The following is a 19,951-nucleotide window of genomic DNA, read 5'->3' as shown; positions in this document are numbered from 1 at the left end:
CGTTAAACTACCCTTGCTTGCTTAATTCTGAATTATGACTCCTGAATTCTGAATCCTGAATTCTGAATTCTGAATTCTGAATCCTGAATTCTGACTCCTGAATCCTGAATTCTGAATTCTGACTCCTGAATTCTGAATTCTGAATTCTGACTCCTGAATTCTGACTCCTGAATTCTGACTCCTGACTCCTGAATTCTGACTCCTGAATTCTGACTCCTGAATTCTGACTCCTGAATTCTGAATTCTGACTCCTGAATTCTTCTAAAATTACACACCCACAGGAGTTTTCACCTTTTGTCGCTGACTGGTTGCAATTAACCACTTACCGCCAGAAGGGCCTAAAGTTATGCCACGACGGGTAGGTTTTACTTGATAATTGTCAACTAATGCTAAATTCATTTGTGATAGCACTGTTGCCAATACCAATTTCATTTCAAACATGGCAAATGCCATACCAATACAGGTACGATTACCGCCACCAAAGGGTAAATATTCATACTGTGAATACTGGCGTTGTAAAAATCGCTCTGGCTTAAACTGATTTGGTTCTGGATATAAATCTTCGCGGTGATGCATTAAATATATAGAACCTGTTAATAATGTCCCCGGCTGGAATTCATAGCCCATAATTTCTATGGGTTTCTTGACTATGCGAGGGATAGTCAGCATGACAATCGGGTAAATGCGGAGTGTCTCTTGGCATACCGCTGTTAGATAAGGTAAGCGAGAAATGTCATTCCAATCAGCATTCTCATTCACATTATCTAACTCAGTGAGCAGCTTTTCTCGTACTTGTGGTAAATGGTGAATCCAGTAAATTGCCCATGTCAAAGCTGAAGCGGTGGTTTCGTGACCTGCGACTAACAAAGTCATTAATTCATCGCGCAATTCGACATCAGTCATCGGTTCGCCATTAACATCGCGTGCTGACATCATCAAGGAGAGGATATCGCTACGAGAAGCATCTGGACGATCTCTGCGTTCTTGAATTTCGCTGTAGAGGAGTTCGTCAATTTGTTGCATTTGACGCAAAAATATCCCCCAAGGACTCCAGTTACCCAAATCTACTTGCAGTATGGGAAAAAATGTTATGGAAGCACGCAAGGGAGAACCGGATAACTCCAGAACGGAACGCAACAGTCCTTGCAATTTTGTTAAACGTTCTCCTTGATTTAGACCAAATACAGCTTGGAGAATTACTTTTAAGGAGATTTCCTGCATGGAGTCACGGATAGAAAAAGGTTCGCCAATTTTCCATTTACTGATGACTTCATGAGTGATATTGGTGATAATTTGACCGTAGGCTTTCATGCGATCGCCATGAAAAGGCGGGGTCAATAATCGCCGTTGGCGTTGATGAGATGCGCCAGATAGCAATATTAACGAGTTGTCACCTAATAAAGATTTTAAAAGTTGTGCTGAACCTTTAGCGTCTAACTGCTCAAGTGGAGCTGTAAAAATCTCTTGAATTGCTTGGGGATTACTAAACAACACAAGTGGGTTATTACCAGTTAGCTGTAGCGAAAAACATTCGCCATAGGCCTTTGCAGATGTTTCCATGAGTTTTAAAGGATTAAAAACCCACTGAAGCAGTTGTATAATTTTTGGAATTTGTGGGGTTGCTGGCTGTTTCATGACAAATACTCCGATCCATTTCATTTACAATAACTTAGCAAAACTAAAATTAGAGACTATTGATCGTGACCATCTATTCATGAAAATTAGAAACCCGACTTCATTCAGAAATCGGGTATCTCAACACTGCGAGTTTTACAAATTAACTAGGATTGTCATACAACAGATTCAAGCTAAGTATACGAGCTTTCACTCAAAGCAAGGTATAAATCCTATCTTAATTTTGAATTCTGCCATATCTCTCTACTGGGAAAATATTTACAGTCCAACCAACGCAGTTAAATTATTTAATATTAAATTTATTCTGTTAATAAGCTAGGAGAAGTTAGTACAAACACATCCCTACTTCCTTGAGCTTCAATTTCTGGTTTGATAGGACTTGTAAAGTGGAAAAATTCATGGTCATTGACCAATAAAAGTTCTCCAGGATTTAGAACTTTGCTAAACACAGGTTTTTGTTTTTTTGCAGCATATAAATGTGTTTCTCCACCTTGGATATTTTCTCGATCCACAGAGAAAATACCAATAAAATCAGTACCATCTTGATGGATACCTTCAGGTGCAGGGTTACCTAAATTATCAGGCGAACAAATGGTTCTGATTTGATGAACTCCAATTTCTGCTTCTGGATGAAGTTTACAAGAATCATGAAATGCTAAAATCAGATCTCTAAAAATATCAAGTTCAATTAGTGCATCTTCTAATTCTGCAAACTCTCTTTTGATGTCTCCCAATAACGGATTATATTCTTTACTTTGGAAAAGGTAGCCATGAGGTAATTTGATTAATTTATCCTCAGCAACTATGAACCGAGATAATCTTCTGGAACGATAGTTGCCTTTAATATAAGGGTCGATGGGCAGATTTTGAAAAAATGACTTAAAACCTTCTACATTAATTGAATTTACTTTTCTGAAAGTAAACAGAAAAGCATATTCTAATTCCCTTGATGTCCATATTTTTTGCATAGGATTTACCTCCTTGCACGTTGAATTTCTCCCGAATTGTTGTTTACTGGGAGGGTTATGACACTTAGTATATGCTACTTTTTATTAAACTGTCGTAAATTTGACTACAAAAATTGACAATGTATGGTATCAGAATGATTGTTGAGTGATGACTGATGACTGGGAAAGAATTATTTTATGTAATCATTGTATTAAGTAGCTCAACCTAAAAAAACGTCATACGTAGATGTGAATAAATGTGGTGGCGTGGCAAGCCTTAAATATTGCAATAGATTTGATTGTGGGATGGGTGTCCTCACCCGTCCGGGCGGGCAGGATGCCCACCCACAAGAGTTTACTAATGCACTATTTTAGCTGTGTCAGTCCAGTAGTCCAGTAGGGTGTGTTATGCCGTAGGCTAACGCACCTCTGTAGATTATTTTCAAGCTACTCTATTGAGTGCAGCTACAAAGTTTGATGATGAGTGATTGGCTTTACCGTTACCCGCCTTTATATTCAGGTATTTTGCTAAAACGCTACAAGCGGTTTTTTGTGGACGTTCAACTGACTTCTGGCGAGATAGTGACAGCACATTGTCCAAATACAGGGCCGATGACTGGAGTATCGACTCCTTTAAGTGCGGTACAGCTTTCTAAAAGTGATAATCCAAAGCGCAAATTGGCTTATACTTTAGAACTAATTCAGGTCAATGACAACGATCCGACTTGGGTGGGTGTGAATACTCTTTTGCCTAATCGGGTGGTAAAGTTAGCTTTGGTAAAACATCTTTTTTCAGAATTGGGTGATTATAACCACATCAAAACTGAAGTGGTTTATGGAGTAGATAACAAAAGTCGAGTGGATTTTTTCTTAACAGGAAGTCTTGAGGAACGGCCAATTTATTTAGAAGTAAAAAATACAACTTTCTGTGATGGAAGGTTAGCTTTATTTCCAGATACAGAAACTACCAGAGGACAAAAACACTTGCGGGAATTAATGGCGCTGTTACCTTTAACTCGTGGGGTGATGCTTTATTTTATCAATCGGGGTGATTGTACTGAATTTTCACCTGGCGATCGCACTGACCCAGTATATAGTATGTTGTTGCGGCAGGCGATCGCTCTTGGTTTAGAAGTGCTACCTTGCCGTTTTGATATTTCCCCTGAAGGTATCCGTTATTTGGGTTTGGCAAAATTGAAAATTTGATTCCACTCGTTCAAACAACAAATCCATCTAGACAGTATCTAGATGGATTTATTCGTAGCTGGTGTTTACTAAAAAACGTTCAAACACTTAGGGAGAAGGGACTATAGATAGTCACCCCCTCAGAAATAGCAAATGCTATTTTGATGCTTGCTTATGCAGGAATCAAAACTTTATCGATGACGTGGATAACACCGTTATCAGCAGCAACATCCGGGGTTGCAACTTTCGCATCATTTATCTTGACGCCATTAGAAGCATCAATTTTTACATCTGAACCTTCAACTGTTTTAGCTGTTTTCAGTTTCACCACATCAGCAGCCAGTACTTTACCTGAGACAACATGATAGGTCAAAATCTTCTTGAGCTTGGGAATGTCTTTAAGTAAAGCGTCTACTGTACCTGCTGGAAGCTTATTAAACGCTTCATCTGTGGGTGCAAATACTGTGAATGGGCCAGCACCTTTCAAGGTATCTTCTAGATTAGCTGCTTCAAGCGCTGCAATTAAGGTGTTGAAAGAACCAGCATTAACAGCGGTGTCGATGATGTTAGCCATGTGTTTTACCTAGTTCTGTGTAACCTGTTACAAATCTAAACTATTCTTCAATAAAAGCTATGTCTCATTAGACATATGTTAATAAAATATTTTTTTGTTACCCTAAGATTTTATATTTTTATACCAAGAAAATTAATTACCTACGATCTAAGCGGTTGAATTACAAGTACTCTTAGATGCGTAGTTTACCGCCGCAGGCATCGCTTGTTTTTTATACAACGGTAGAAGCGATCGCTTTTATGGTTCTCGTATTTCAATAGACTTCTTGCAGAAGTAGGGAAAAGGGTAAGGGGGAAAGGGAAAAGGAATAAAAAAACCTTTCCCCTTTTCCCGCCTCTTGCAAAAGTTACTTTTGCAAGAGGTCTAATATTTAGATGCGTTTGCTCTGGTAGTTTACCTATATGTACTATTAGTTATGTATCTACTTACCAAGCGTATTGGTCGAATTAAGTAGTATAGGAAAGAAAGACCAGATGGCAATGGGAAAACTTCTCTGTCTGCTTGATTAGAATTAGCGATCGCCAGCCTGGTTGTAAAACTCAAAAATTGCCACACTAGATAAACACGAACTGGCATTCTGCTAAGTGGCCCATCGATCATCAAGTGTTGAAAAAAAAGTTTAATCAACCGTGGAGTTTTAACTTGAGTAAAAAGCTGTTTCTGCATTCGTACAGCATAAATTACAATTGTTGGATCGATTTGGATCTGTTGTTGAATAGCCTGGTTAAGTTGGTCTGGTAAAGGCGTATTCAGGAGAGTATTAACTATTAACAGACTAATAAAGAATGGTCTTTTAAGTTCCAGACTATTTACTTTGTGCAATAATTCTTCCCAATCTGATGTCTGTTGAATACGCAATAATTCAGCTAAATCGCAAATTTGAGCTAAAGATTCTCTACCTTCATTAACTCCTCTGGCAACTTGTACAGTGAGAATAATCAACAAATCATCAAAAGATAAATCGACGATAGATTCACCATTGAGAGATAAAGACCTGCTTCGTTGCCACAAAGTTTCAAAGTCGGGGAGTTTAAAAGGAAAGTAAGATAAGGGAGTCAGTTCACAGTGAAGATCCACTACTATTTCTGGTTTCTGGCTATGGACAAAAGTTTGTTGCCAACCATAGTAATCAGCTTCTAATTGATATTTCTGAGCAATCAATAATTCTTGAGCTTTGGCTATATCTTCTTGTTTCACCAAAATATCTAGGTCGCTAAACTGTCTCATGGCTAAATTGCCATAAATAGAAATAGCTAAAACAAGCCCTTTAAAAGGAATTGCCCTAATTTTGTGAGCTTCAAAAACTTTAACGATTTTAAGCAACTCATGACTCAAAAATAAGTTGCGGCTAGCATTAGCATGGTAGCGATTCCGAAGCTGAGTTAAGACTGTTTCGGGAATAGCTTCTTTTCCAATGTTATTGAAACTTTGGTATAAAAGTGGTATTGTTCCATGATATGTTGCTATTTCTATGAGCAATGTCCAGTCTATGTTTTGCTGGAGTAAAGTTTTAATTCGCTCTGCGGTTTCGGAGTCTATGTGAGTTCGGGTACAACACAGAAGTAGCTCAATTTCTGGACGTTTAACCTTTATTGGTAATTGAATAATAGGCTGGTTTAAGGTAATCATAAATTACTTACTTATAGTGTTGGGCTTGCGTTTCAAACAAGTCTGCATAGCTACCACCCAGATTTATCAGTTCCTCATGGGTGCCACTTTCCATGATTGAACCGTTTGCCATTACGTAGATACAGTCAGCCATTTTGACAGTTGATAAGCGATGGCTAATGAGGATAGCAGCTTGATTTTTAATAAGTTGGCGGAAATTATGAAACACCTCTTCTTCGGCTTTCGGGTCTAAAGCACTAGTTGGTTCATCCAACACAATTAACTGTGAATCTCGCAAAAATGCTCTGGCTAAAGCAATTTTTTGCCATTGACCGATGCTCAATTCTTCTCCTTGTTCAAACAATTTACCTAGTATGGTGTCGTAACCTTGAGGTAGTTTACTGATGACATCATCAGCACCGGAACGACGGGCAGCAGCGATGATTTTGTCCTGGGCAAATGACAGATTAATATTTGCTATCGAAATGTTTTCTTTAGCAGTTAGATGATATTTTGTATAATCTTGAAAAATCACGCTAATTTGACTGCGGAGGGTAGCAATTTGAAATTGGCGTAAATCTATGCCATCAATGGTAATACTTCCAAAAGTGGGATCGTATAAGCGACACAAAAGCTTAATTAAAGTAGTCTTACCGGAGCCGTTTTCTCCTACCAACGCGACAACTTTTCCTGGGCGAATAGTCAAATTAATATCCTGGAGTGCCTGACGCTTTGTATTTGCATATTGAAAGCTGACGCGATCAAATACAATGCCATGTTGCATTGGTATGGGAAATGGTTTTGGATATGATGGTTCTACAACCTTTGGTTTCAAATCTAGAAATTCATATAAGTTGACGAGAAATAGGTTGTCTTCATATAAACCAGACAGACCACCCAAGAGACTTTTTAGGTCGTTTTGTCCCCGTTGTAATGCTTGGTAATAGAGGACTAAATCGCCAAAACGGATAGTGCCTTGCATAGTTTGATAAATAATGAAACCATAGGCAGCAAAAACTAAAGTTGTCGCCGTTGCTTGAGCGCCAAGATTAGCCACAGATTGTCTTTTAATCATGGCTATGTTTTCTTGGTATAGTTGCGATCGCACACGCATATACCACTCACTAAAGAAAGAACCCAAATCAAACAAGCGAATTTCTTTAGCGTGTTGTTCTGTAGTCAGTATCCGACTTAAGTACCCTGCTTGGCGTTCCTGGGCTGTCTTTCGGCGCTGCCAATGATACATGATGCCGGAGTATCTCACCCGCACTACCAAGGCCGGAATCGCGGCAACAAATAAGATAACTCCTATTGCCCAATGCAATGACAGTAGCAACCCCAGCATCGCCACCAAAGAGATACTACTCAAACATAACCACGCCAAACGATGTAGGATTTGCCCCGGTCGAGAAGGAGCTTCTTTTTGCGCTCGCTGCAAGGCATCATAATATTCAGAGTTTTCGTAATACTCCAGGTCTACTTCAATTGATTTGGCATGGAGGACGTTTTGCATGTAGTCAGTTAGTTGCTGAGATTGGGCGGCATACACCAGTTCCGTCAGGGAAGAACACAGGTTAGTTACCAGGGTGATAGCAACAAAGAAGCCAAGCAAAAGTAATACTTGATTAAAGGCGGCTCCTTTGTCGGCAACATTAACACTGGCGGCTATTGTATCTACGATCAGTTTGGTGAGGTAAAGAGAGAGTAGAGGCAATAAACCTTGAATAACCAAAAGTGCAACCAAAGCAATAGTCAAACGAGGACTACTATTCCAAACTAGGCGCAACGCAGGCAGAATGCGTAAGCTGTGCTGGATTTTATATCTTAAAGTTTTGCCTGCTTTCATATTTTTAAATATGCTCTTTTGTAAAAGATGCCAGTTGGCTAAAATGAGAAAGGTCTGCAACATCGCCAATTACAACCTGTCCCTGATTTTCTAACCACGCATGAGCCTTTAATTCTCCTTGTATATCTTTGGCAACACCAATGCAGAGATTAGATGTATAACCGTGGCGACTCATGAAAAACTGGCAAGTCAAGGCACGCGCCAGACACTTGACACCAGGCATATAATGACTGCTCACTTCAACAGCCCAGATGATTTTGTCAATAGAGACGTGGTATTTTTCTTGGCATTTAGGTTTGGTGTTACTTAGCCTTAATAGAAGTTGATGCAAGGTTTTAAATGACAGCAACCACAAACCTAATCTAACTAATGTCAATACAATAAAAGTGTTAATTAAAAGTAGTTTTTTTTGATAATCTAATTTGAGGAACTTAGATAAATGCTTCATTTTTACTTAAATATTTGATGATTTTTTATTGAAAATGCAGTTTTCATTTTTTAAATCTTAAGCAGATAGAGTCAACCGTGGTTTTGAATAATTATCATTGTTTTTCAAAGATGATGCAATAAAAAAATTAATAGCCGACTCTGCTGACCACTGAGGATGAAAGTCTAAACATGAAGATATCCTGGAAATATCAGCTTGTGAATGCTGAATGTCTCCCAAACGAGGAGAAACGAAATTAATTTCTGATTGCCATTGCGGGAAATGATTTTTGAGGATATCAATCAACTGTACTAAAGAAGTAGATTTTCCAGTTCCTAAGTTGCAAATTAAGGATGAGCCAGGAGTAAGATTCGCTTTTAATGCTTGAGAAAAAGCCTTTACTACATCTTTAACATAAATAAAGTCTCTGGTTTGATTGCCATCGCCATAAATAGTAATTGGTAAGCCCCGTTGCATAATATCAACAAAACGAGAAATTACGCCAGAGTAGCTGGAATCAGGAACTTGTCTATGGCCAAATACGTTAAAAATTCGTAAGCCAACAAATGAAAAACCTAGTTGTTTAGCAAACATACTAGCGTATTGTTCGCTTACTAATTTTTGTAAGCCGTAAGGTGATAGAGGAAAGGTTTTTTGTTCTTCTGAAATCGGTAATTGAGTGAGATTGCCGTATACAGATGCGGAACTAGCAAACACTAATTTAGGAATAGTTAAAGCTTGGCAAAGTTGAATCACAGCTAGGGTTGCCGAAAGATTATTGTGATGAGCCTCTAGGGGACGATATAAAGATTCTGTCACCGATGAAATAGCTGCTAAATGTGCGATTCCATCAACTTTAAGTGTAAAATCTTCTGGTTGACATATTAAAATATCTTTTTGTATAAACCTAAGACGAGGATGTTTCGGTAAGTTCTCTAAGCGTCCAGTGGTCAAATTATCAACTACAGTGACACGATGTCCTTCTGATAACAATTGTTCTGTAAGATGAGAGCCAATAAATCCGGCTCCGCCAGTGACAATAAAATGCATGATCTTAAATTTGCTCAGTAGATATAGATAATCGCAATTTCTCATACTTAGCGGTTTCACCCCGTATTTCTCGATAGCGATGCAAAACTCTACGTGCTTGCTCTATTTGATGATTTTGAATATGCAAATTGGCAAGTTGGAGGTAGATATTGTAAAAGCAAGGATCGAGAAATTTAACAGGGATTTTTAAGAATTCTGGATGGCGATCGATGACTTTTTCCTTAACGCGCAGGTGGCTAGTTAACATCTGCTCTCGATCTTGAGAAAGACTACTCGGCGATTCCCGATAACGCGCTAAGGGTTGATTTAAAAAGTAAATCGGAAATTTTTCAATCACGCGCAGCCATAAATCATAATCTTCACAAGGAGTTACAGTTTTATCAAACAACCCCACTTGATTTAAACAGTCTTGACGCACAACAACTGTTAAAACTGGAATGTAATTATATTGAAAAAGAGTCCATAATACCTGAAGATTAGGGGTAGGAAATGCTGTATTGTACGAACCTGGAAACAAACCCTGTCGATCGGAAAAAAAGAGTGAATCTGAATAGATCAAACCAATGCGCGGATTGGCTTCCAAGACGGAAATCTGTTTTTCTAACTTCTGAGGTTCCCAGAGATCGTCATCATCTAAAAAGGCGATATACTTCCCTCTCGCAGAGCGAATTCCAGCATTGCGAGCCGCAGATAATCCTTGATTGGCTTGATGAATAGCGGTAATGTGATGGCGATCGCTAAATTCAGCCAGCACTTGTGGAGTGTTATCCTGAGAACCATCGTTGATGACGATAATTTCGTAGTCTTTGTAGGTTTGTGCCAAAACGCTGTTAATTGCCTGACTAACAAGATGGCCGCGCTGGTAAGTAGGAATAATAACGCTGACGGTTGGCTCAAAAACTTGCATATTTAAAAATTTGCTTAGTAAATATAGGCAGATATCCAAATTACTGGTGTTGCTAAACCAAAGTATGAATCAGGTGTAAGTTTTCTAAAATAACATCATAAATTTGCCCCAAACTTCCCAAATTATCAGGAAGTAATAACTCCCGCACAGGAATAGTCTTTGCCAATTGACCTAATTCTTGAAACTCCTGTCTACACTGTTGAGAAGTGAGGAAAGCACGTCCATAGGAATTGAACATTAGATGCTTCATGGCTTCAGGCAGAGAAAGAGAGTTAATTATAGGTGCTGTGAGGTTTGAGTCACGTTCTCCTAATATGTACACAGCAATTAATGGCAAAGCTTGGGATTGAAACTGCCACTGTTCTCTATCTTTTATTTGCAAATCTATAAAGCGTTTATCTAGACTAGTTGATACTAGCGATAAATCTTCTATTGAGCCGTGAATGGCATTTACAGAATTAGGCCACAGGCGTAGACGAGGATAAGCAGATTGTACCCAAAACCTTTTTTCATTAGGAATAAGTGCGGCAATATCATCTGCCAATACGGAGAATCCACGGCTAGCCAAGGCTGCTGCTGTGGTTGATTTACCTGCGCCTGATTGTCCTAAAATGGCGATCGCACTACCATCAACCGCAACCACACTGGCATGAAGACAAGTCACTCCCCGCAGCCGTAACAGATGACCGAGTACACAACCCAGCAGCAAAGATACCGCATCTGTAAATAGTGCATCTCTAGACCAAAAACCCCAAACTTGACTACCATCAGGATTCAAAATGAATTCCAAGCAATCAACCCCATCAAAAGACCTTATCCTCCAGTAAGTACCGTCATCCCGGTGCGTTGTCCACAAATGGAAGCCTGTTTGTTGATACCACTCAAGCGGCACATTCCAAAAAGCTTGGTCGAGTAATGGCGGTTGACTCTGCTGTTCGCCAACTAGGTGAATAGCAACATCTATCGGTGCAGAGCTATTGACAGTAACTAACCCTGGAAGCAGTCGATTAATAGATAGGTTGAGTCCATAAAATTGATAGGAATAATTATCATTTTTTATCGACATTTGTGTTTATTTTTATTTGCAAATTCAAAATTTTTAAAATCCCGACTTATTTAAAAAGTCAGGATTTTTTGAAAACTAAAACTTACATAATTTTCTTCCAATGGAAGAAAAAAGTAGAAAATGTATTACGGAAGACCAGTGATGGGTGCGGGTCTTGTAGTACTAAAACCACCACTACCACCGACTTGTTGTGTCAAACCAGATATTTTGCCGTGAGCTTTCAATTCAGGCTCAGAATAGTTTTGTTTCGCGTTTTCAGATTGTGACATTTGAAGAATCCTTATGTGTGTAAACAATAGCCTCATAAGAGGGCAAGTAGAAAGGTGTATTTAGTCTAGATTTATTAGGTCAATAATATTGCCGAATAAATCTTTCCTACTTGCTAACTCTACCCTGCCATCATTTATATGACAGCGAGTGAAGTTGAGCTTTTGGTGTTTTTTATACTTAAATTCTAAGGAAAAAACACATTGGTAGTAGATATGGGTAATCCGGTTGTAGTACCAAAACCACCACTACCACCGACTTGTTGTGTCAAACCAGATATTTTGCCGTGAGCTTTCAATTCAGGCTCAGAATAGTTCTTTTTCATGTTTTCAGATTGAAACATTTGAGTAATTCTTGTTTTTTGTGCTTTGCTGATTTGGAATTATCAGATTATGAATACAGTACAACGAGCGCGTCGTTGTTTTTATAAATTTTGTGTAAAATATGTGCTATTTTTTGTTATTAAAAGTTATCAAAAAGACCATAATTAAAGATTATTTTAAAGATAAAAATCAATTGTGTTCAATTAATGCTAAAAACTGCAATTGATGTAGGTTTAATTGAGGATAATCTACGATATCTGGTAGAGTAACCCAACCTACTTTTCTGCTGAAGCTATATCATTGTTTTGTATCTTCTAAGTTTATCTATTTCGTCATTTATATTTAGATGTAAAACATAATCAAACTTAATAATGGAAAATTTAGGCAGAGATTGGCTTAGTAGTAGATGCCAAATCTTCATATACTCGGAACAGCCGATTTTGTAAATTCGCCTCATCATATTGTTCGACAATCGCTTGCCGTGCTTTTGCAAGATGTGATTCTCGTTCTTGGGGAGGTTGATTGACGACTTTAATCATTGCCTTTGCCAAAGCTTCTGGGTTTTCAGATTCTACCAAAGTACAAAATTCTTCAATAAAAGTACCCCGATAAGCTGGCAAATCACAAGTAATCACCGGGCGTTCGCAGGCAACTGCTTCAATGAGTGTGGAAGGAAAAGCATCGTTAGTAGGATAATTGATAATTACATCTGCTAAGTTGTAGCCTGTGGGCATGAAACTATAAGGTAGGGCAGGCATCCAGCGCAGGTTTTCTAATAAGCCAAGTTGTTGAGCTTGTTTGCTGATGCTTTCGTATATAGTTACTGCTTCTTCCCCACCAGCACGCCCTAGCTTTGAAAAGACGAGTACCGTCGGTTTGGTGAATTGGGGAAAAGCCTGTGTATAGGCTGTAAATATCTGCTCGTGGTTGTACAGTTTAGACCAACCACGGGGCGAAAGCAGAATTGTGGCTTCTTCATAAATCTTCAAGATTTCCCGTCGCCACTTTGGTAAATCTTTTGTGACTCCAGAGCGAAAATGTTTAGGGTTTGTCCCTAGAGGAATTAATTCTACCCGTTGTTCGGGGTTCAACAGTGCTTTGGATTTTTCTATCAAATGGGGTGTCTCTACAATCAGCACACCAGTATGCTTAAATACTTGGCTAACCCTATCTTTATGCTTGCTGGATTCCTTTTCTGGTTGTAGCAAATGATTTAAAAATCCCCAAGCAGAGACGACAAGAGGTTTAAGATTTGCTAGGGTACAACAGTAGGCGTGCCAGCCAATGGCATGGACATGGATGATATCAGGTTGGAATCGATCGACAAGTTGACGTAACGGTTCTACCATTTCCTCTGCCATTTGGTCTTCATAAGGGTAGGTATTGGTATATTTTTCTGCATAATTTTGCCAAACAGTGGGGAAATAGCGGTAGTTTTTAGGAGGTTCGGTTTCATAGGGATCTACATCACCTAGTAGCCAAACTTCATAACCTGCTTTGACTGCCCAATCTAGGGGTCGTGTCAAGGCAATACCTCCGGAACCAATCATTAGTACACGCATGATTTAATTTTTTGCTTTCGGTTAAGAATCAGTAATTTCCACTAGTCCAGCCTTAACCAATTTATCAATAAACTTGAGTAAGTCTTGTTTTAACTTCTCTGGCTCGACATCATACTCTTTTAGCAAGGTGTCGTAAGCTGTCTGGATAGAATCTGACTCAGTTAGCACAAAGAATATTTTTGTACCAACTTCGTTTTGACTAAAATATTCTTCAGTTTGCAGATTCAACAAAACTGACTCCCCTGCTAAGTCTTGAGTCAGAACATTTGCAGATAAGGATACTTTTTTATTTAAGACTATTTGTGTTGTCATTTGTTACAAGAGGTCATGATTGTAGTTGATTAAAAGTATTTTTTGGCATTCTGTAGGTTTTTTCAAGACTTTGATTTCACTCTTAATCTGATTGAGTTCTCCTTTCAAAGCCTGAATTTCAAACCAATGATTTTGGAGAAGCCAAGGGGTAAGGGCACAGCATTGCTCATTGGTGTCAACTTAAGCTCAAACTCTTGCCCCACAATCGTTTTACCCCACCCCCAACCCCTCCCCTTGGCAAGGGGAGGGGCGGTTTTGCGCCAGCAAAACCGGGGTGGGGTAACGCGGATCTGGATGGTAAATGAGTAGAACTCGCTTATCACGTTTTGATCGGGGTTTCACGTTAAGTTGACACGTATGAGCATTGCTATGCCCCTACGACAGATGTGGTTCAAATGCATGAAAAGTGCTGTAATTAGTTGGATTAGTATATCCTACAGCGATCGCCCTAATGAACGCATCGTATAAGTGTCCTATTTTTGACTAGGATCGATGACCTATATAAGTATTAATTATTGTTAGATTTGGTAGTCCAATACAAGTAAAACTCTGCCACATTGTTGATTTGCGGGTACAGCTTCGGATATTTTTTTCGGTTTGGGTAAGTTGAGATTGTTCATTTGTTCGATGAACTGGTTGCGAGTGCGTCCAGCAAACCGGGGATTCCAGCGCTTTTCTTCGCCAATGGTGGATACTGTTCGTCCTTGGTAGTCGTGAGCGGGATATACTAAGGTGTCTTCTGGTAATGCGAACAGCTTTTGAGTAACGGCATCATACAATGCCCCTGCATCGCCATTTTGGAAGTCGGTACGACCGCAACCGCCAATAAATAAGGCATCTCCCGTTAACAGATGAGTGTCGTTGACTAAGTATGCCAAGTGGCTGTTAGTATGACCAGGAGTAGCGATCGCTCGAATTTGAACGCTGCCCAATTGCAAGATATTACCATCGCCAATATATTGGTCTGCACAGGTAACTGCTGAATTTTCAGGTACAATACCTAAACAACCTGTCAGTGACCTTAGTCTGTCCGTACCAGTGATGTGGTCGGCATGAATGTGAGTTTCCAGACAGTAGCGCAGAGTCAGATCTAATTGTTGCAATATTTTTAAATCGCGTTCAACTTGTTCCAATACAGAATCAACTAAGATGGCTGTTTTCGTTTCTAAGTCAGCAATTAAGTAAGTATAAGTACTCGATTCTTTATCGAACAGTTGACGAAATAACATAACAGGTTTCCTCAACGTGAATGATAGGTTTCTTTCCTCAGCAGTAGCATGAGAATTGAAGGATTTCAGTAACTCCTGCGCCAAACTTGCTGCTTGAAGGCGAATTTCTGGAACAGCGGTGGTTTCCCAAAGATTGCCTTTGCGCGGTGTCCCTAAGGTGTAAAGCATTTGAGATGCTTTGCCATCTGCATCTATCAGCGCACCATTGGCGGCTGTGTCGATTCCCATTGACAATGAATTGGCGCGAATCAAGCGTTGTTCTTGCAAGCTAGCCACCAGTGGGTGTTGTAATCTGCGGTAATCGCAATTTGCACCGGTGCAGTTGATAATTCGGTTGACTCGCAGAACAATATCTTTGTGCGTTCCGCGTTGGCAGATTTTTACATCTACGCCATTTTCCAACTGCTGACAGCTTTGAATTCGACCTGCGTAATGGATGAGTTGACCAGATTCCATGGCAGCATCAAGTACTTGGGCAATTTCTTCGGCGATGCGATGGCGGTGAACTTCCCAATAAGCTTTGACATGGCGCAAAAATCGCTTCTGTTCTGGCAATGGTAGTGCTTGCCACAGTTGTTGAGTCACTGGACGAATGGCATCGATTACCCCACGCCAATTAATATCATGTTCGCCATTTTTGACGCGGGGACATGGGGACGCGGGGACGCGGGGAGATGTTAATGATGAGTGATTACTTGAGAGAAGTGCCGAACGCAGTTGTTGACGTACTATGTGTAGCAGTCCTCGTGCGGTTTTTGGTGCGGTTTCGACATCAATAAATGCGGGGTAAGGAGTTGTTGATTTGTGGCGACAAGGCATTAAACCGTGACGCGACACAGCATGGATTTTTCCTTGGAAACCTTGTTGGCGTAAGGCAACTACGGTATCTGCCATTGTTAAGCCGGTGCCTACCAAGAGAATAGCATCCTCTGGATTTAAGTCAGCGATCGCACTACTCGACCAAGCATCTTTGACATATTGCTTGTTTAAACTGGCAATTGGTTTCGGTAAAATTGCTGGGAAATTCCCCAAAGCTAGTACAGCCTTTTGTACATCCAAACATTGGCCGCTGCTGAGGTATATGATTGTGCTAGAGAATTTTGTTTCAATGGCGATCGCTTCATCTACAATTCTTTCTAACTGCACATTCACCGATGCCTTTTCCTGTGCTGCTTTTAGAGTGGCCTGGACATAATCCCCATAAACCCGGCGTGGAACAAAGGTAGATGCCGTTACCTGTTCGTGTCCGTTGCTGTGCAGCCAGTTGAGAAAGTGATTTGGTTCATCAGCAAATGCACTCATCTTACCGGCTGGGACATTCAGCAAATGACAATCCACTGGCGTACCGTAAGCAACTCCTCTACCTACTTCAGAATTCCGTTCAATTAATTTAATAGATAATGGCACAGTTGCATTACGTAAAAGATTAGCCACAACCAAAGAACCGCTTAAACCACCACCAATAATTGCAATAGTAACTGGAGAAACTGTTAGATTAAAATTATTGTTATTCATAAGATGTATCAGTTTCACTTGACGCTTTCTACACAATTAATTTACGCCAGATAACTGAAAATTATGCAGTGTGACAACTCTAAATTGACAGAAAAACCACATAGGCACATGAAAAAGTGGGAATTTAATTTTAGTGTCTAATTTCCTCAATTCAAATAATAGCGAGGCAATGTCACACAACCCAAAATCCTTATCCAGCAAAAATTTTAAAATATATGCCTCTCAATTTACTGTGTTTTGCACCCAAATCCGATGGAAAAAGTGTGGTTTTTAATTAACCCCAAAATATCCCCAAAAAATCTGCAACTTTACTGGACAAATGTGAGATTTTTATGACATTACTGAATTTATAGAATTCCACAAGAAACGACAAAACTTATACGTGAACATCAAGTTTCAACAATCACTTATAAGCTGTTCCAGATAAAAATTGCACATTGACTCGTAGCTGACGGTTGAGGGTTGACGGTTGACTGTTGACAGTTAACCATTACCACAAATAGTTACAGCAATCCTATTTGAGAGGTTATTTATAAAGTGAAAATAAAATTAATGTAGTGGCATGTCAAGGCTAAAATGTTGCAATAAACAATATTTTTAGTTGCACCTTAGCAACTCTCAAACAATAAAGCTAATGCACAACTTTAGTCTAGACACGCCAGTAGGGTGTGACCGGGCTAAAATAGTGCATTAGTAAACTCTTGTGGGGTGGGCATCTTGCCCGCCCGGACGGGTGAGGACACCCATCCCACAATAAAATCTATTGCAACATTTTAGCTTTGCCACGCTACTACACTGTGCTAAGGGTTGTAGTTTGCTTCAGGGTTACTTGCACCCCCGTTGCTGGACGTAAGGTAATTGAAGCTTGAGGAACAATTTGATGGTCTGGTACAAGGTTTAATTCAAATTTTTGGGCGATGGTTGCTAATAATAAAACTGCTTCCATCAAAGCAAAACTTTTACCAATACAAGTGCGCGGGCCATCACCAAAGGGAAAATAAACTCCTCTTGGTAGCTTTTTCTCAAAATCATTAGCCCAGCGTTCTGGTTTAAATACTTCTGGGTCTTCAAAGTAACGAGGATGGCGATGCATTACCCATTGGCTCATCATAATTGTACAATCTTGTGGCACTTGATAACCGCCAATTTCACAATCTTGGCTGGCTTTACGCGCCATGTTGTACACAGGAGGAAATATTCGCATCGTCTCCTTAATTACCATATCGGTGTAGCGCAAGTTGGGAATATCTGCAATTGTCGGAGAACGCCCTGCTAAAACTTGTTGTAATTCTGCTAATAATTGAGTACGTACTTCGGGATAGCGAGATAAAAGTATCCATGCTCCCGTTAAAGTATTGGATGTGGTTTCATGTCCTGCTAACATTAAAGTGGCGATTTCATCTCGCAATTGGCGATCGCTCATTTGGCTACTATCTTCTTCATCTTTTGCTGCCATTAACATTGATAATAAATCCCCAGGATTTTCACCACTAACACGCCGTTGATTTATAATTTCATAAATAGTTTTATCCATCTGTTTGATGGCATTTTTGTAGCGAATATTCTCCGGTCTAGGAAACCATTCCCAGAAGATAAAATTTTGTTGCCGTTTACTTTCAAACCAATGTGATGTGACATCTAATGCATGGGCGACATCTTGCGCTTGTTCCTCGGCGAGGTCGCGGTTAAATATTGTTTTCATCACAATATTTAATGTCAAACGCATCATATCTTTGTGAATGTCACGGGTTTCGCCATCGTGCCAAGTATCAAGCATTTGTTCGGTGTAAGCCACCATAATATCGCCATAGGTAGCAATCCGCTTTTGGTGGAATACAGGTTGGATTAATCTTCGTTGGCGAAACCAAGAATCTCCTTCGCTAGTGAGAAGTCCTTCACCTAATAAGGTTTTCAAGGCATATAAAGAACGACTTTTAACAAATAAATTTGTGTCTTTGAGTACTTGTTCAATATAGCTAGGATTAGTTAACAAACAAGCCGGGGTTAATCCTAAACGTATAGGTACAATATCACCATATTCACGAGCGCATTTTGTTAAAAACTCCAAAGGATCGCGACCAAAATCAAGCAGACTACCCACAATAGAATTTGTTTCTGGGCCCGGTAATTCAAAGATATCTTGAGTCATGCAGATTTATCACCTCGCTGGGTAAGTCCTAACTCAAATCTTGAAAAACCTGCTTGCTTCTAACTTCTATCAAAGGGAAGAATCAGCTATTGGGCTTTTAAATTGCACGGTTGTCTGTTAAGTTCGTTGACTGTTGACTGTTGACGGTTAACTGTCAACAGTCAACAGTTAACAGTCAACATCAAAAGATATGTAATACCAATTCTGTATGAAGATGCGCCAAACTATATGAGAAACAAACCGCAAAGGGCGCATTCGCGCAGCGTCTCGTCAGAGAAGGACAAAAAGAAAGAAAGAAAGAAAGAAAGAAAGAAAGAAAGAAAATTTGGCGCAGGCTCACAAAGAAATGGTATAAGTTATATGCGTGACAGCTTAGTATTTTATGTATACAAAAAATAAGAACTTATTTTAAAAGTGGTTTGCTGTGAGCCTTTGCTAGAAAGCTATTCCCTGTTAATAGTTCCCTGTTTGCTGCTATAAACTGAATCTTTCATTAAGGAGTATGGTTGAATCAACACCTCCGCAGGAATACCCAAGGTAGAATGCAAACGCCGAATCATTTCTAGTGTAAGTGGTTGCTGGCGATTTAAAATTTCTTCAACCTCTCTACGGCTTCCAATAACAGACTCTAAATCCTGGTAAGAAAGCCCACGAGATTCGAGATAATATAAAATTGCTTCAATGGGGTCTGGTTCAGCAATAGGATAATGTTGCTGTTCGTAGGTTTCTACCAGCATCGTTAAGACTTCCAAAAGATCGCATTCTGGTGTATTAGGTTCTGCATCAAATAATCTTTCAATTTCATCAAGTGCAGCACGATAATCTGCTTCAGTTCTGATGGGATGAGGTTTAAGCATATACTTACCTTAAATTACTGTCGCGTCTACATTATCGTATTCAGAGTGAGTTCCTACAAAGCAGATAAAAATAATTTTAATGTCATAACGAATATGAACAATTAAGCGGTAATCATTACCTTTAATATTAAAAACTACACGATTATTAGCAATAATACTGGCATTGATATAAGTACTTTTAATATCTGTCGGACTATTCCAGTCTGCACGAGACGCTTCATTATACCAAGCTTTTAGTGACTGTTCAGCATTTGGATGTGTTTCCCAAAATTGCCGTAAAGTGCTGCGGGCAATGATTCGCATATCAAAATGATAATACTTAACCTTAGAAAATTATCAAACAGCCTAGATTCAAGTTAAATTTATATCAATTAAAATTTCATTCTTCTATGGAGTTTTCATACTCATTATTTTAATTAATTGGCCTTTTTCAACAAATTAGTATAATTCTTAACTTCCAACTCCGAAACCAGTACTTTGCTATAACATTAG

At 39.4% G+C, this 19,951-nt stretch carries 18 protein-coding genes; 1 reads left to right on the top strand and 17 read right to left on the bottom strand.

The features are described 5' to 3' along the window. Positions 1–267: 267 nt before the first annotated feature. A complete protein-coding gene (locus VF06_RS00420) occupies positions 268–1,635 on the bottom strand; it encodes a cytochrome P450 (protein WP_099067611.1) in 1,368 nt (455 codons plus the stop codon). 299 nt (positions 1,636–1,934) lie between these two features. Next, positions 1,935–2,603: a 2OG-Fe dioxygenase family protein gene (locus tag VF06_RS00410; protein ID WP_099067609.1), complete on the bottom strand. Its 669-nt coding sequence runs from the start codon at positions 2,601–2,603 to the stop codon at positions 1,935–1,937. Positions 2,604–3,062: 459 nt separating this feature from the next. Here VF06_RS00410 and sfsA point away from each other — a divergent pair, with 459 nt between their 5' ends. Then, positions 3,063–3,788 (top strand): DNA/RNA nuclease SfsA, encoded by a 726-nt coding sequence (gene sfsA, locus VF06_RS00405; protein WP_099067608.1) that lies wholly within the window; start codon positions 3,063–3,065, stop codon positions 3,786–3,788. A 151-nt stretch (positions 3,789–3,939) separates the two neighbouring features. Here sfsA and VF06_RS00400 read toward each other — a convergent pair whose 3' ends face one another. From VF06_RS00400 to VF06_RS00340, 15 genes are all read right to left on the bottom strand, one after another. After that, complete coding sequence (locus tag VF06_RS00400) at positions 3,940–4,341, bottom strand: fasciclin domain-containing protein (protein ID WP_099067607.1); 402 nt, start codon at positions 4,339–4,341, stop codon at positions 3,940–3,942. A 393-nt stretch (positions 4,342–4,734) separates the two neighbouring features. Beyond that, positions 4,735–5,970 carry a nucleotidyltransferase domain-containing protein gene (locus VF06_RS00395; RefSeq protein ID WP_099067606.1) on the bottom strand — a complete coding sequence of 412 codons (1,236 nt, stop codon included), beginning with the start codon at positions 5,968–5,970 and terminating at the stop codon, positions 4,735–4,737. Positions 5,971–5,977: 7 nt separating this feature from the next. Beyond that, entirely contained in the window at positions 5,978–7,795 is a 1,818-nt protein-coding gene (locus VF06_RS00390; protein WP_099067605.1) for an ABC transporter ATP-binding protein, read from the bottom strand. Positions 7,796–7,799: 4 nt separating this feature from the next. Continuing rightward, positions 7,800–8,243 (bottom strand): lasso peptide biosynthesis B2 protein, encoded by a 444-nt coding sequence (locus tag VF06_RS00385; protein ID WP_099067604.1) that lies wholly within the window; start codon positions 8,241–8,243, stop codon positions 7,800–7,802. Positions 8,244–8,300: 57 nt separating this feature from the next. After that, complete coding sequence (locus tag VF06_RS00380; RefSeq protein WP_099067603.1) at positions 8,301–9,272, bottom strand: NAD-dependent epimerase/dehydratase family protein; 972 nt, start codon at positions 9,270–9,272, stop codon at positions 8,301–8,303. Positions 9,273–9,276: 4 nt separating this feature from the next. Continuing rightward, positions 9,277–10,179: a glycosyltransferase gene (locus VF06_RS00375; protein ID WP_099067602.1), complete on the bottom strand. Its 903-nt coding sequence runs from the start codon at positions 10,177–10,179 to the stop codon at positions 9,277–9,279. A 52-nt stretch (positions 10,180–10,231) separates the two neighbouring features. Beyond that, the gene (locus VF06_RS00370) at positions 10,232–11,245 is read right to left on the bottom strand and encodes a serine/threonine protein kinase (RefSeq protein ID WP_099067601.1); all 1,014 of its coding nucleotides are present in this window, start codon (positions 11,243–11,245) and stop codon (positions 10,232–10,234) included. A gap of 125 nt (positions 11,246–11,370) precedes the next feature. Next, the gene (locus VF06_RS40085; protein WP_180267458.1) at positions 11,371–11,514 is read right to left on the bottom strand and encodes a hypothetical protein; all 144 of its coding nucleotides are present in this window, start codon (positions 11,512–11,514) and stop codon (positions 11,371–11,373) included. A 185-nt stretch (positions 11,515–11,699) separates the two neighbouring features. After that, positions 11,700–11,855, bottom strand: coding sequence for a hypothetical protein (locus VF06_RS40080; RefSeq protein ID WP_180267854.1), 156 nt, complete (start codon positions 11,853–11,855; stop codon positions 11,700–11,702). A gap of 360 nt (positions 11,856–12,215) precedes the next feature. Further along, positions 12,216–13,397 (bottom strand): glycosyltransferase family 4 protein, encoded by a 1,182-nt coding sequence (locus VF06_RS00365; protein WP_099067600.1) that lies wholly within the window; start codon positions 13,395–13,397, stop codon positions 12,216–12,218. 21 nt (positions 13,398–13,418) lie between these two features. Beyond that, on the bottom strand, positions 13,419–13,709 hold the full coding sequence (locus VF06_RS00360; protein ID WP_099067599.1) for a PqqD family protein: 291 nt from the start codon (positions 13,707–13,709) through the stop codon (positions 13,419–13,421). Positions 13,710–14,227: 518 nt separating this feature from the next. Continuing rightward, positions 14,228–16,453, bottom strand: coding sequence for an FAD/NAD(P)-binding protein (locus VF06_RS00355; RefSeq protein ID WP_099067598.1), 2,226 nt, complete (start codon positions 16,451–16,453; stop codon positions 14,228–14,230). 790 nt (positions 16,454–17,243) lie between these two features. Next, positions 17,244–18,602: a cytochrome P450 gene (locus VF06_RS00350; protein ID WP_099067597.1), complete on the bottom strand. Its 1,359-nt coding sequence runs from the start codon at positions 18,600–18,602 to the stop codon at positions 17,244–17,246. Positions 18,603–19,045: 443 nt separating this feature from the next. Next, positions 19,046–19,459 (bottom strand): helix-turn-helix domain-containing protein, encoded by a 414-nt coding sequence (locus VF06_RS00345; RefSeq protein ID WP_099067596.1) that lies wholly within the window; start codon positions 19,457–19,459, stop codon positions 19,046–19,048. Between the two features lie 9 nt (positions 19,460–19,468). Beyond that, complete coding sequence (locus tag VF06_RS00340) at positions 19,469–19,762, bottom strand: type II toxin-antitoxin system HigB family toxin (protein WP_099067595.1); 294 nt, start codon at positions 19,760–19,762, stop codon at positions 19,469–19,471. Positions 19,763–19,951: the final 189 nt, after the last annotated feature.

It is taken from the genome of Nostoc linckia z4 (assembly GCF_002608075.1).
GTDB lineage: Bacteria > Cyanobacteriota > Cyanobacteriia > Cyanobacteriales > Nostocaceae > Nostoc > Nostoc linckia.
Note: the sequence above shows the minus strand (reverse complement) of the source record. Positions and strands in the feature narration are given on the sequence as shown.

Excerpts from the sequence above, each read along its gene's own strand:
- VF06_RS00420 (WP_099067611.1), bottom strand. The coding sequence starts at position 1,635 with ATGAAACAGCCAGCAACCCCACAAATTCCAAAAATTATACAACTGCTT.
- VF06_RS40085 (WP_180267458.1), bottom strand. The coding sequence starts at position 11,514 with ATGTCACAATCTGAAAACGCGAAACAAAACTATTCTGAGCCTGAATTG.
- VF06_RS00360 (WP_099067599.1), bottom strand. The coding sequence starts at position 13,709 with ATGACAACACAAATAGTCTTAAATAAAAAAGTATCCTTATCTGCAAAT.
- VF06_RS00410 (WP_099067609.1), bottom strand. The coding sequence starts at position 2,603 with ATGCAAAAAATATGGACATCAAGGGAATTAGAATATGCTTTTCTGTTT.
- VF06_RS00400 (WP_099067607.1), bottom strand. The coding sequence starts at position 4,341 with ATGGCTAACATCATCGACACCGCTGTTAATGCTGGTTCTTTCAACACC.
- sfsA (WP_099067608.1), top strand. The coding sequence starts at position 3,063 with ATGAGTGATTGGCTTTACCGTTACCCGCCTTTATATTCAGGTATTTTG.
- VF06_RS00375 (WP_099067602.1), bottom strand. The coding sequence starts at position 10,179 with ATGCAAGTTTTTGAGCCAACCGTCAGCGTTATTATTCCTACTTACCAG.
- VF06_RS00370 (WP_099067601.1), bottom strand. The coding sequence starts at position 11,245 with ATGTCGATAAAAAATGATAATTATTCCTATCAATTTTATGGACTCAAC.
- VF06_RS00355 (WP_099067598.1), bottom strand. The coding sequence starts at position 16,453 with ATGAATAACAATAATTTTAATCTAACAGTTTCTCCAGTTACTATTGCA.
- VF06_RS00340 (WP_099067595.1), bottom strand. The coding sequence starts at position 19,762 with ATGCGAATCATTGCCCGCAGCACTTTACGGCAATTTTGGGAAACACAT.
- VF06_RS00365 (WP_099067600.1), bottom strand. The coding sequence starts at position 13,397 with ATGCGTGTACTAATGATTGGTTCCGGAGGTATTGCCTTGACACGACCC.
- VF06_RS00345 (WP_099067596.1), bottom strand. The coding sequence starts at position 19,459 with ATGCTTAAACCTCATCCCATCAGAACTGAAGCAGATTATCGTGCTGCA.
- VF06_RS00350 (WP_099067597.1), bottom strand. The coding sequence starts at position 18,602 with ATGACTCAAGATATCTTTGAATTACCGGGCCCAGAAACAAATTCTATT.
- VF06_RS00395 (WP_099067606.1), bottom strand. The coding sequence starts at position 5,970 with ATGATTACCTTAAACCAGCCTATTATTCAATTACCAATAAAGGTTAAA.
- VF06_RS00385 (WP_099067604.1), bottom strand. The coding sequence starts at position 8,243 with ATGAAGCATTTATCTAAGTTCCTCAAATTAGATTATCAAAAAAAACTA.
- VF06_RS00380 (WP_099067603.1), bottom strand. The coding sequence starts at position 9,272 with ATGCATTTTATTGTCACTGGCGGAGCCGGATTTATTGGCTCTCATCTT.
- VF06_RS40080 (WP_180267854.1), bottom strand. The coding sequence starts at position 11,855 with ATGTTTCAATCTGAAAACATGAAAAAGAACTATTCTGAGCCTGAATTG.
- VF06_RS00390 (WP_099067605.1), bottom strand. The coding sequence starts at position 7,795 with ATGAAAGCAGGCAAAACTTTAAGATATAAAATCCAGCACAGCTTACGC.